This window comes from Puia sp., assembly GCF_036500295.1.
Classification (GTDB): Bacteria; Bacteroidota; Bacteroidia; order Chitinophagales; family Chitinophagaceae; genus Puia.
In genome coordinates this window covers 35,287-48,270 of sequence record NZ_DASYCH010000087.1, presented here as the reverse complement: position 1 = coordinate 48,270, position 12,984 = coordinate 35,287, and the positions used below count along the sequence as shown (strand labels likewise).

The following is a 12,984-nucleotide window of genomic DNA, read 5'->3' as shown; positions in this document are numbered from 1 at the left end:
CCGGTACCCTGTGAGCCTATTTATCTATTAAATTTTTTGTTATGATCCATTTTGATCTACCGAAGGAGAAGTCATCTATCATCAAGGTCATTGGTGTTGGTGGCGGTGGCAGCAATGCAGTAAATCATATGTTCAGCCAGAACATTGAAGGCGTGAATTTCATCATTTGTAATACCGATGCGCAGGCTATCGCACAAAGCCGGGTGCCCAACAAGATCCAGCTGGGGCCACATCTGACCCAGGGGCTGGGTGCGGGCGCCAACCCGGACATCGGCAGGCAAGCGTGTGAAGAAAGCCTTGAGGAGATCAAGAGCATCCTCGAAGTAAACACGAAGATGGCCTTTATCACCGCCGGCATGGGCGGGGGTACCGGTACGGGCGGTGCGCCGATCATCTCCAAGATCTGTAAGGATCTTGGTATTCTTACCGTGGGGATCATTACGACCCCATTCTCCTATGAGGGGAAGAAACGGCAGTTGCAGGCGGAGGAGGGTATCCGGGTGATGAAGGAATATGTCGACACGCTGCTGGTGATCAGCAACGACAAGCTGCGTCATCAGTTTGGCAATCTGAAGATGAAGGAGGCCTTTGCCAAGGCGGACAATGTATTGGCGACGGCAGCGAAGTGTATCACGGATGTGATCAATAGTACGGGTCAGATAAACGTCGACTTTGCCGATGTCTGCACGGTGATGCGAAATGGCGGTGTAGCCATCCTGGGCAGTGCGACGGCCAAGGGTGACAGCCGTGCGCAAAAGGCGATCGAAGAGGCCCTGAGCTCTCCGCTTCTCAATGACAACGATATCAGCGGAGCAAAATGGATATTGATCAATATCAATTCCGCTGAAGGAGAAAATGAATTTACCATGGATGAGGTGGATATCATCCAAAATCATCTGCTGGGCCGTGCCGGTGAGCATACCGATGTTATTCTGGGTCTTGGCTATGACAATACGCTGGGTTCCAGTCTGGGCATTACGCTGATCGCCACCGGCTTCGAACATCGGGACCCGTTCCCGGTGCGGGATGCGGAAGCCGCTTCGCCCAAGAAAGAGGAAAAGATCTTAATGACGCTCAATCCGCCCGTTGAAGCAACTGCCGCCGATAAACGGCCTGTTCTACCCTCTGTTGAAATTGCAAAGGAATCCCTGAACATGAAAGAACCTATCCCGGTAAAAGAACAGGAGATGGCTCCTGTTCCTTTATCGGCCAACTACCCGGGTTCGGCTATCTATGCGGGTTCGAGCACCTATGTGGATCCGACCACCTATGCGGATGCGACGCCCTTTATGAAAGAGGAGGAGAAGCCCGCGGCTCCGCTGGTAGCCATTATCCAGCCACAACCGGCAAACCGTTCGGATGATAAGTCCCCGCGGATCGAATGGGTGCTTTCCACCGAGCCCGAGCCGGTTCCACAACCAAAGATCCAGGCGGCAAACGCCTCAAAAAGTTCTCCCGCGTCTGCAGCTTCGGGAGGATACCTTGCAAGGCCATCCAATATCTATGCAGAAGAACCCTGGAACGACAAACAATCCAACCCGGAACACAACAGCGCACCCACGAAGGAGCCGACCCTGAACACCTCTGTCGCGAATCCGTCGAAGGAAGAAGAGACTTCACCCGACATGCAATTGGTATTCAGGGATGCGGAACCGACGGCGGATGAGCCTGGGGCCCATCAAACTCACTCGATTTCGGTGCCGAACTCACCCGCAGAGGAGCCTGCAGCGCAGGACGATACGGATGATCTCAAACGCCGGGCAGCCGAAAGGATCAACAAGTTGCGCAACTTGTCGTTCAACGTCAATGCTGCCGATCCGAATAATGAGTTTGAAACCGTGCCGGCCTACATCCGCCGTAATTTAGAGCTTTACAACACGATCTCCAACGTCGAGAATTTTTACAGTAATTATGAGGTAAAGACCGACGAGAACAACAACACGGAGATCAGTACGATCAATACTTTCCTCGACGGGAAACGCCCAGACTGATCGATGGATTTAATAACCCGTACATATTAGTTTGTTTTTAGTTGTTTTATTCCCTCCGGTTCTCCGGAGGGATTTTTTGTTATCTTTAACGACATGCCACTGCTTCTCTCCTTTGCCGGCATTGTCTGTCTTGTCCTCCTCATCACCTGGTGCAGGCTGGACACCTTCATCTCCTTTGTGGTTGTCAGCGTCGCGATCGGCCTGGCTTCCGGGCTCGACATTCACCGCATCACCGACGCCATCCAGAAGGGCATCGGCAGTATCATGGGTTCGCTGGTGATCATCCTTGGATTTGGCGCCATGCTGGGAAAGCTTATCGCGGACAGCGGCGCCGCTCAACAGATCACGGAATCGCTTGTACGCATTTCGGGTATTCGCCGTATCCAATGGGCGATGGCGCTCTCGGGTTTTCTCGTCGGCATTCCCATGTTCTATTCCGCGGGATTCATGGTCTTGCTGCCCCTCATTTTTTCGGTTGCCGCGGTTACCGGTTTGCCGCTTCTGTATCTTGGCATTCCCATGCTGGCCGCCCTATCCGTCGCGCACGGCTTCCTGCCGCCTCATCCCTCGCCCACGGCCATCGCCGGGCAATTGCACGCCGGTATCGGCAAGACCCTGTTCTATGGACTCATCGTCGCCGTGCCGACGATCATTCTCGCCGGGATCGTATTCGGCAGGACGATGCGCAAATACAAACCGGCAACCCCGCCTACCCTGCTCACGATGAAATTCCTCGAGCCCGGCGAGCTTCCATCCCTGGGTATCAGCCTTGCGATGGCCCTGCTGCCGCTGATCCTGCTGACGGCGACGACGGTCTTCCGGTTTATTCCTGTCGTCCCTCCGCTGCAGAAGGTCATCGCCTTTATCGGGGACCCGAATATCGCCATGCTGCTTTCGGTACTGGCGGCGCTCTACTGGTTAGGGATAAAGCGCCACCGGCCTGTGCGGGAGGTGATGCGGTCGCTGGAGGATGCCTTCAAGGGCGTCGCCCCTTTTATGCTGATCATTGCCGGGGCCGGCGCTTTTATGCAGGTGATGAGCGAAGGCGGATTGAACCAGTATATTGCAAAAAGCCTTGAACACTCTTCCATTCCGCCCCTGGTTCTGGGCTGGAGTATCGCGGCGCTGATCCGGATCTGTACCGGTTCTTCCACGGTTGCGGCATTGACCACCGTGGGCACGCTTTTGCCGGTCTTGCAGCAAAGTTCCGTCGAGCCCGAACTGATGGTGCTGGCGGTGGGCGCGGGCAGCATGACCTTTTCCCATGTCAACGATGGCGGCTTCTGGCTGTTCAAGGAATATTTCAACCTCACTATCCGACAGACCTTCGCCACCTGGACCGTCATGGAGACGATGGTTTCCGTGGTTGGATTATTGATGGTATTATTGCTTAATCAAATCGTTCACTAACCATGCCGACTATTCTCATAACCGGCGGCACCGGCCTGATCGGAACGGCACTGACAACGCTGCTGCGTGAAAAGGGCCACCGGGTGCTCATCCTCTCCCGCGGCGGTTCAGCCGGCAACCCGGATGTTTTCCAATGGGACCCCGGCAAGGGGGTTATCGACCCGGAGGCTGTCCGTCAGGCAGACTTTATTGTGCATCTTGCCGGTGCGGGTGTCGCGGACAAGCGATGGAGTAAGAAACGAAAGAACGAAATAGAAGAAAGCCGGACCAAGTCGGGCGCACTGCTGGTAAAGGCGCTCGCCGAACTTCCCAACAAGGTGCAGGCCGTGATCAGCTCGTCGGCTATCGGCTGGTATGGGGCGGACCCCGTCATCCCCAATCCCGATCCATTCGAAGAGACCGCTGCTCCGGATAAAACTTTCCTTGGCGAGACCTGCCGGCTCTGGGAAGAGGCCATCAGCCCGGTCGCCGGCCTGGGGAAAAGACTGGTCATCATCCGGACCGGGATCGTGCTTGCGAGGCAGGGTGGCGCGCTGGCGGAGTTTCGCAAACCGATCAGGCTGGGTACGGCCGCGATCCTGGGCAGCGGCAAACAAGTCGTCAGCTGGATCCATCTCGACGATCTCTGCCGGCTTTATGTGGACGCTATCGAACAACCTGACCGCAGCGGCATCTTCAACGGCGTGGCGCCACAGCCCGTCGACAACAAGACGCTAACGCTCACGCTGGCCCGGCGGTTGAAGGGCCGGTATTTCGTGCCGGTGTATGTTCCGTCGTTTGTATTGAAGCTGGTTCTTGGGGAGATGAGTATCGAGGTGTTGAAGAGTGCGACCGTCAGTGCTAAAAAGGTCCGGTCGACGGGATTTCAGTTCATCTATCCCACCATCGGGAATGCACTGGCCGATCTGGCCGTGCGTCGCTGAGGCTATTTCACCGCTTCGTGTTTTGGGTGGTAGAACGAGGAGAATTCGCCCAGGATCGACAGGCTGCGCTGGTCAAATGAAAGCCGGGACAGCCGGAGCCCGGCAATATCGCTTTCCAGCACTTTGCGTTTAAACGGGTTCAGCGTTCCGCCCGGACCACCCGCCTGTGCGGCAGGATCATATTGAAATTCCGGATCACAGAGCGTTCCGCGCGGGTACATGATCCCCGGCTGCCCCTTTCCCCGGATGTCGAGATATTTGGGGTGATCCAGGCCCAGCGTATGGCCGTATTCGTGAGCCGCCGTTGTCGAGTGATGGAGAAGATTACCCAGTTTGAAATAGCCTGTGTTGCAGCCCAGCCCGTCCACGGAAGAGATATCATGGAGGGAGAATTCTTCCACGCGAAAGAAATTCAGCCGGGGGTCTGTATTGTGCCATACGGAAGCCGGCTTGAGATCGGGTTGGTAGTGTCCTTCGATGGTGAAGCGGACGTCATATAGTTCCCCCCGGATCTTTACCTGACCTTTTGCGGCGTTCCATGCAAGGCTGATATCATCCGCGATCTGGATGGCCAGCGGCTGATCCGCGGCTCCTCCGTAGAAGTAAAGGACCGACCGGATCACCAATTCGTGTGCAGAGGTATTTAATTCCGCTTCGCCCATGTTCAAGGTAATAGTTCCGCCAGTTTCTTCTCCAGCGCCTCCCCGGTAAGACCTTTGGCAATTATTTTTCCATCCTTGTCCAGCAGGAAATTCATCGGGATCCCTTTTATACCATATAGGGCAGCGACCTGGTTGTCCCAGCCCTTCAGGTCGGATACCTGGGTCCAGGCGAGACCATCTTTTTTTATCGCGGCCACCCATCGTTCCTTTTGTTCGTCGAGGCTGACGCCCACGATGGAAAATCCCTTTGTATGGTACTGATGGAAAGCCTTTACGATATTGGGATTTTCCTGGCGGCAGGGGCCGCACCAGGATGCCCAGAAATCCACCAGGACGTAACCCCCTTTGAAGGAGGCAAGCGCCACGGGTCTGCCGTCCACATCATCCTGGGTAAAGACCGGGGCCGGATTACCGACGGCTGTCAGTTTCGCCCCCCGCAGGATCTCTTTTACCTGCAGTCCCAGGAACGAGGTTTGAACGGGGATGTCCAGTCCGGTATAGAGACTGTCCAGTTCCTTTTCGTCGACGTTATAGGAGAAATATTCGAGTAAGGCAAAGGCAGAGACGTAAGAGGACGGATGTTGCCGGGCGAAGGTCTTAGCCTGTTGTTTTTGCCGGCCTTCATCTTTGATCCCGGCTTCGGCGGCGCTGAACTGAAGATATTCCTGCTGGACCGGGTTCCCGCTGATGACGGCCGTGGAGAAGGCTTCTTTCCGGCCGGTGAGGGTGAGATGGCCGCCGGCGAGGAAAAAATAAGGCCCGTTCTGGCGTTGGACGCCGGGGCCGCTAAAGGCGAGGACGCAAAGCTCCGGGGCGGCGACGGCTCCCGAGAAGGAGAACTTTCCTTTCTGAACTTGTGCGGAGTCGATCCTTGACGTGGCACCGATATGGGTCAGATAGACCCAACCCTTGTCCAGCCCCTCGATTGTCCCCGACAGTGCATAGCTGCTGTCGGAAGGGGCAGGGGGTGGTTCCTTTGCAAAACAACCGGTGGCGAGGCTTAGGGTAAGCAATCCCGCTCCGGCAATAGCGAGGCAATTCATGCTATAAAAATAACATTTAATTCCGTACCGGCTTACCGCCTTTTAGTACGCTTTGAATCCGTTCGAGTGTTTTCTTTTCACCGCAAAGACTGAGAAAAGCTTCTCTTTCGAGGTCGAGGAGATATTGTTCGGAGACCATTGCGGGCTCGCTGAGATCGCCGCCACACATGACGAAGGCCAGCTTTTTGGCGACGACGACATCGTGATCGGTGGCATATTGCCCGCGCCACATCGAATGGATGCCGGAGTATAGGGCACCCAGGGCCGAACGCCCCAGGACCTTTACATCCTTGCGTGGGACGGGCATCGTGTAGCCGTCATTATACAATTCGATGACGGCGCTCTTTGCTTCCGAGATCCTTCTGCCCTGGTTGATGCTGACGATATCGCGGTCCTTTTTCAGATAACCCAGGTCAAAGGCTTCGTAGGCAGAGGTGGAGACTTTGGCCGTAGCCACGGTGAAGAACCGGTTCTTCAGGGTGATCGTCTCCGGCTCGCCGTCGTGCATCTCGTCGGCGGCCCGGAGTGCAAACTCTTTTGATCCGCCGCCGCCGGGGATCAGACCCACTCCCAACTCCACCAAACCGATATAGGACTCCGCCGCCGGGATGACCCGATCGGCATGAAGGCTCATCTCGCAGGCGCCGCCCAGTGTCAGGCCATGCGGGGCCACTGCTACCGGCACCGCGGAATAACGTACCCGCATCATCGTTTGCTGAAACTGTCTTATGGCCATGTCCAGTTCGTCATAGTCCTGGTCGATCGCCAGCATGAAGATCAGCCCGACATTCGCTCCTGCGCTGAAGTTGGCGCCATCGCCCGCGATAACGAGGCCCTTGTAGCTTTCTTCCGCCAGACCGATCCCCCGCTGGATGCCTTCCAGCACTTCTCCACCGATGGTACCCATCTTGGTGTTCCATTCCAGGCCCAGCACGTCGTCGCCCAGGTGAACTACGTTGCAGGCGCTGTTCTTCCAAACCGTCTGCCCGGCAAAGTTCTTCATCACGAGGAAGGCTTCGCCGCCGGGCAGGGTCAAGTATTGCCTGGTGGTACTATCATAATACAGGCGTTTCCCGTTGTCTACCTTGTAGAAGGTCTTCATACCTGCCGCCAGCATCTCGTCCACCCAGGCTGCTACCGGGTAGCCGGCTTCCTTCATTTTCTTTACCGTGGCCTCTACGCCCAGCACGTCCCAGCTTTCGAAGGCGCCGATCTCCCAGCCAAACCCTGCCATCATCGCATCGTCGACCCGGTATAGCTCGTCCGAGATCTCGGGGATACGATGGCTGACATAGGAGAAAAGCCCATAGTGGAATTTTCGGAAGAACTCGCCGGCTTTGTCCGTCCCCTGCATCAGCATCCGAAGGCGGGTGGGCAGATGGTCAACGGCTTTTGCCGCTTCGACTGAAGCGAATTTGGGTTTTTGCCGCGGGCCGTATTCCATTGTTGCCAGGTTCAGGGTCAGGATCTCCCGCTCCCCGTCTGCGCCTTTTGTCTTTTTAAAGAAACCCTGTCCCGTCTTATCTCCCAGCCAATTGTTGGCCACTACCTTCTCCAGCCAGACAGGAATATCGAAGATACTCCGCTGTTCGTCGCCGGGACAGTTGGCGGCGATGCCTTTTGCGACCTTGACGAGGGTATCGATCCCCACTACGTCCGAGGTGCGGAAGGTCGCGGACTTTGGCCGGCCGATCAGCGGACCCGTCAGCGCTTCCACCTGATCGATGGTGAGTTCCAATTGATCGAGCAGGTGAAACACGGACATCACGCTGTAGACACCCACGCGGTTGGCGATAAAGGCCGGGGTATCCTTACACAATACCGTGGTCTTACCCAGGTAGAGATCGCCGTAGTGCAGTAAGAACCGGGTCACTTCCTCATCCGTGTGCGGGGTGGGGATGATCTCCAGCAGCCGCAGATAGCGGGGCGGGTTGAAAAAATGCGACCCGCAAAAATGTTTTTTAAAATCCTCGCTCCGGCCTTCGGCCATCAGGTGGATCGGGATGCCGGAGGTGTTGGAAGTGATCAGCGTGCCCGGCTTCCGGTATTTTTCCACTTCGGCAAAGACCTGCTGTTTGATGTCCAGGCGTTCGACCACGACTTCCATGATCCAGTCGTATCCGGCGATGTCCTTCATATTATCCGTAAAGTTGCCGGTCTTTATCCGTGACGCCACTTCCTTTGTATAGACCGGCGATGGGTTGGATCTGACGGCGGCTGCGAGGGCGTCGTTTGCGATCCGGTTGCGGACGGCCGGATGTTCGAGTGTGAGCTTCTTTGCCGTTTCCGCTGCGGTCAGTTCTTTTGGCACGATATCCAGCAGGAGGGTCTGTACCCCGATGCCGGCGAAATGACAAGCGATGCGTGAACCCATGACCCCGCTACCCAATACAGCCACTTTTTTGATGATACGGTTCATATAATGAATTAGTTAGTTAAACAACTATTTACCTGAAAGGTAATAAAAAAAATCATTGGACGCGCAGGATTTCGCGTCCAATGATTCTCATATAGATATAGCAAAAAACTTAGAGTATCCTGCTGAGTTTGTCGATCTCGTAGTTGTCGGCCCGGTGCACCATATCATGCTTCTGTTTGAGCTGATGCTCCATGAGCGATTGCGGGTAGGTGTCACCGGTAATATAGCTCACGGTGAGGTAGACGCCTTTTTCGATGATGAGTTTGTTATTGCAGATGTCCGTCATGACCAGCCGTTCCCGGTTGTCCATTGCGTTGGGGCATTCGTATTTCGATTTGATGGAATTGAAGAGGATGTCATTTGTCTTTTCCGTAAAGGAAAGGAAGGAGAGCTGGGAATAGTAGAAGAAGTTGTTGATGAAATGGAACTGGATCAATACTTTTTGGCGCAGCAGTTTTGTCCGGTAGAACAGGATCTTGTGATCTTTAAAATCGTTGATATCCTTTACCTGGAAAGAGGGCATCCCGATCTTCCAGATGACCCGGCGGGGATTTGCGCCAAACTGGATATCGTGGGGAGCGATGAGCGACTTGGTCAGATAAGGGTCCTGATGATCCTGGGATAATACCTGGTGGGCAAAATCGAGATAATATTGGTTGATAAAACTCCGGTAGAAACTTTCTCGTTCCTGATAGAAGGAGCTATAGCGGTTATACGGCAGGATCCTGTACTGAAGGGTCTGTTTCATAGCACAATGAATGAATGTGTTAGGTTTGATATTGAATTTAAGCGAGGCGTCGGCCAAAGAAAGTTAGCACTATTGTAACGGGAATAGTCTTCCTTAAGTATTCCGAATCAAAAATATAGTCGCTAGCACTTAGCGCGGGGGTAGTTCCGGTACTACATTTGTTATTTTTCCACAATGCATTGGAGGAGAACGACATTAGCCCACCGGCCTGCGCAGGTGCCCCGGATGGTAACGCTGTCCCCTGTGTGAAGTGGTGGGGTGTCCAGGTTGTAAAGACTATCCAGATGGCAATCGATCGTCGTCCTGGTGTCGTCGTCGCCGTCAAGCCGGGCGATAGTCCTGCCTGTGCCGGCTCCGACCACTTGTTTGACCGTGCCGGTAACGGAGAGCACCTTATTCAGATAAAGGCTATCCGCGAAGTGTTCATTGCTTTCAAAGGCGGAGGCGAGTCCAGGGGCCGTAATATGCACATCGGCTTTGAGGAGGGTCTTGCTGTTACGATACAGCCCGGTGAGGAGACCATAGATCGACAGGCCTGCAATGAGGAATACCAGGAGGGAGATACCGTATTTTGTGCGCCGTTCCATATGATTGATAATCAATACATACGAAAAAACGGCTTCCCGGGATTTTATTTAGTCTCCGGCGGATGGGGGCGTGGCTTGCGGGGATGGATTTAGGACCTTCCAGGGCATATCCGCGCCTAATTAGCTTACTCCCGACCCTGGCGCGATGTTATCGTCCGGGTTGACGAAGAACAACCGGCCTGCGTCTTCGGCCATCAGGATCATCCCATTGCTTTCGATGCCCCGCATCTTTCTCGGCGCGAGGTTCGCGACGACGACCACCTGCCGCCCGATGATCTCTTCGGGTTTAAAGTGTGCTGCGATGCCCGAGACGATGGTCCGCTGTTCGGTACCGATATCGACTCCAAGCTTGAGGAGTTTGTCGGCTTTTTCCACTTTTTCTGCGTAGACGATGGTTCCTACGCGAAGGTCCAGTTTTGCGAAATCCTCGTAGACGATGGTAGGTTTGGGCTCGGATGCCGACTTGGGGACGGCGGCTTTTTCTGCCGGCTTTTCCGGTTTTGCACCTGCCTCACCGGCTTTGGCTGCCGTCTCCGCGGCCGCTTTGGCTGCTCCCGCTGCCTGCAGCTTGTCGATCTGCACTTTCACTTCTTCGTCCTCGATCTTTCTGAAAAGGAGTTCTGGTGCCCGCAGGCTATAGCCGACGCTAAGCAGGTTGAGCTTTCCCGCATTTTCCCAGTCCAGCATTTTCTCCACCACTTTCATCATATGAAGCAACTTCTTCGCCGTAAAAGGGAGGAAGGGATTGATCAGGACGGCGAGGTTGGCCGTCACCTGTAAACAGATGTGCAGGCAGTTGTCGATCAACTGTTGGTTGTCCGGGGTCGTTTCCAATGTCCGGGCTACGATCCACGGCTCCTTCTTCTGCATATATTTATTGGCGAGATCGGAGAGCATGATCACTTCGAATTGGGCGTCCCGGAAACGGTAGGCTTCCAGCAGTTCTTCCACCTTTGTTTTTGTGGCGCCGATGGCGGCAAGCATTTCCCGGTCGGTGTCATCCATCACGGCGGCGTGCAGCGGCGGAACCTTGCCATGGGAAAGCTTATGCATCAGCACGAAGGTCCGGTTGACGAAATTCCCGAATTTATTCACCAGTTCGCTGTTGTTGGCGAACTGAAATCCCTTCCAGGTGAATTCGCTGTCCTTTGTTTCCGGCGCGATGCTGGTGAGATAGAACCGGAGTGTGTCGGCCAGTTGTGTGCCACCATTCTCCTTCTTTATGAAGTCATCGATATAATCCTGCAAGTCCAGCTTCCAGTTGCGGCTGGTGCTCATTTTATCACCCTCGAGATTCATAAACTCATTGGCGGGAACATTGTCCGGCAGGATATTCCCGTGCAGTTTCAGCATGATCGGGAATATGATGCAATGAAATACGATGTTGTCCTTACCGATGAAATGGACCAGTTTGGTCTCCTGGTCGTACCAGTACGGCTTCCAGTCTTTGCCGGTGTCGATCGCCCATTGCCGGGTGGCGCTGATATAGCCGATCGGTGCGTCGAACCAGACATACAGTACCTTTCCCGCGGCTTCCGGCAGGGGCACGGGAACTCCCCAATCCAGGTCGCGGGTAACGGCCCTGGGCTGCAGGCCGCCGTCGATCCAGCTCTTGCACTGGCCGACTACGCTGGTCCGCCAGTCATCCTTATGTTCCTTCAGGATCCATTCGCGGAGGAAGTCCTCATGTTTGTCCAGGGGTAGATACCAGTGGCTGGTCTTCTTTTTTACCGGCTGTGATCCGCTAAGGGTGCTATGCGGATGGATCAGCATTTCCGGGCTAAGCGTGGTCCCGCAATTCTCGCACTGATCGCCATAGGCTCTTGGGTTGCCGCACACGGGGCAGGTGCCAACGATGAACCTGTCGGCAAGAAACGTTTTTGCCTCCTCGTCATAATATTGTTCGCTTTCCTGTACGATCAGTTGTCCGCGGCTGTTCAGATAGGTGAAGAACTCCTGTGCGGTCTCGTGGTGGAGGGGGTCGCTTGTCCGGTGATAGATGTCGAAGGAAATGCCCAGGTCGGCAAGATTCTCTTTGATCAGGTGGTGGTATTTGTCGATGATCGCCCGCGGTGTCGTCCCTTCTTTCATCGCCTGTATCGGGATGGCCGTTCCGTGTTCGTCGCTGCCGCAAATAAAGGCCACATCGCGCTTCTGTGCCCGCAGGTATCGGACATAGATGTCCGCCGGCAGGTAGGCGCCTGCCAGATGGCCTATATGTTTTAACCCGTTGGCATAAGGAAGGGCCGCCGTGATCAGGTATCTTTTCGGTTGAGTCGTCATAATTGGCTGCAAATTTACGCGATCTATATCGCGGCAAAAAATCAGGTTTGGGCGTCACTCCTGCAGCTGGAATTCCACCGATGCGTTCTTCTTAAAATCGGTGGAAAGGAAGAGGGTATAGGTCTTTCCGTGCACGGTCACTTCCATGAGGGCGGTATTGGGTGGGAGGCGGCCGAGATTCTCGGCAAAAAGCACCAGCCGGTTGACGGGAATGCTTTTATCCACCGGCACGAGCAGCACTTTTGGCTGTGCCGTGAGTTTCAGGTGCTGCAAGAGCAGTTGATCGTTCAGGAACAGGCTGACCGAATCCCCGTCGATCTCTCCATTATCATAAAGCTCGATGCGGATCGTATCGACCCCCTGTGCCGGGACGGGGATGTTGGCCGCGACTATGGACTCGCGTCCCAGTAAAGCCTGTACCTGTTTGTGGCCGGTGGAATCCTTCTTTTTCGGCTTTAGGACCGGCAGGGGGAGAAAGGGCGGCGCCTTTTTTTCCAGCCGGATGGTCAGGTCGTCGGAGGTGCCCATCCATCCGCCCATTCCTCGCCAATGGCCTTGCAGCTGATCGCGCCGGCCGGCGGTGCGCCGGTAAAAAAGAATATAAAAACCGCCCGGAGGGCCTCCGGCCCGGCCTTCTTCGATATTCACCGTACTGTCTTCGCGGATGGTCAGGATCGAATCCTTGCCATAGAAACGTCCACTAACAATAATATGCCGGATCGTTTGCGTTTCCGGAGAGTACCAGTGAAGCACACCCCCGAAGGCTGAATCGCCCTCCGTAATTGACAGGACCAGTTTTTGTTTATTGTCCGGCGATTTGCCGGTGGCGGTACCCGTCCATTGCCCGGTTAGATCCTGTGCCCGCACCTCCAATCCCCATCCTGATAACACAAACAGGATAACCCAAAATGAACGCAT

At 54.9% G+C, this 12,984-nt stretch carries 10 protein-coding genes; 3 read left to right on the top strand and 7 right to left on the bottom strand.

Going from position 1 to position 12,984, the window contains the following annotated elements; genetic code table 11:
• Nucleotides 1-41: 41 nt before the first annotated feature.
• From ftsZ to VGM48_RS16640, 3 genes are all read left to right on the top strand, one after another.
• Complete coding sequence (gene ftsZ, locus VGM48_RS16650) at nt 42-1,991, top strand: cell division protein FtsZ (RefSeq protein ID WP_331581141.1); 1,950 nt, start codon at nt 42-44, stop codon at nt 1,989-1,991.
• Nucleotides 1,992-2,084: 93 nt separating this feature from the next.
• Nucleotides 2,085-3,401: a gluconate:H+ symporter gene (locus VGM48_RS16645; RefSeq protein WP_331581139.1), complete on the top strand. Its 1,317-nt coding sequence runs from the start codon at nt 2,085-2,087 to the stop codon at nt 3,399-3,401.
• Nucleotides 3,402-3,403: 2 nt separating this feature from the next.
• Nucleotides 3,404-4,324, top strand: a complete 921-nt coding sequence (locus tag VGM48_RS16640; RefSeq protein ID WP_331581137.1) for a TIGR01777 family oxidoreductase — start codon at nt 3,404-3,406, stop codon at nt 4,322-4,324.
• 2 nt (nt 4,325-4,326) lie between these two features.
• Here VGM48_RS16640 and VGM48_RS16635 read toward each other — a convergent pair whose 3' ends face one another.
• The 7 genes from VGM48_RS16635 to VGM48_RS16605 form a co-directional block, all read right to left on the bottom strand.
• Nucleotides 4,327-4,986 carry a peptidase M10 gene (locus VGM48_RS16635; RefSeq protein WP_331581135.1) on the bottom strand — a complete coding sequence of 220 codons (660 nt, stop codon included), beginning with the start codon at nt 4,984-4,986 and terminating at the stop codon, nt 4,327-4,329.
• A gap of 2 nt (nt 4,987-4,988) precedes the next feature.
• Complete coding sequence (locus tag VGM48_RS16630) at nt 4,989-6,029, bottom strand: TlpA disulfide reductase family protein (RefSeq protein ID WP_331581133.1); 1,041 nt, start codon at nt 6,027-6,029, stop codon at nt 4,989-4,991.
• Nucleotides 6,030-6,045: 16 nt separating this feature from the next.
• Nucleotides 6,046-8,448 carry a 3-hydroxyacyl-CoA dehydrogenase/enoyl-CoA hydratase family protein gene (locus tag VGM48_RS16625; RefSeq protein WP_331581131.1) on the bottom strand — a complete coding sequence of 801 codons (2,403 nt, stop codon included), beginning with the start codon at nt 8,446-8,448 and terminating at the stop codon, nt 6,046-6,048.
• A gap of 109 nt (nt 8,449-8,557) precedes the next feature.
• A complete protein-coding gene (locus VGM48_RS16620) occupies nt 8,558-9,196 on the bottom strand; it encodes a hypothetical protein (RefSeq protein WP_331581129.1) in 639 nt (212 codons plus the stop codon).
• Between the two features lie 161 nt (nt 9,197-9,357).
• Complete coding sequence (locus VGM48_RS16615) at nt 9,358-9,783, bottom strand: OB-fold protein (protein ID WP_331581127.1); 426 nt, start codon at nt 9,781-9,783, stop codon at nt 9,358-9,360.
• 120 nt (nt 9,784-9,903) lie between these two features.
• Nucleotides 9,904-12,066, bottom strand: a complete 2,163-nt coding sequence (gene metG, locus VGM48_RS16610; RefSeq protein ID WP_331581125.1) for a methionine--tRNA ligase — start codon at nt 12,064-12,066, stop codon at nt 9,904-9,906.
• A gap of 54 nt (nt 12,067-12,120) precedes the next feature.
• Entirely contained in the window at nt 12,121-12,984 is an 864-nt protein-coding gene (locus VGM48_RS16605; RefSeq protein WP_331581123.1) for a hypothetical protein, read from the bottom strand.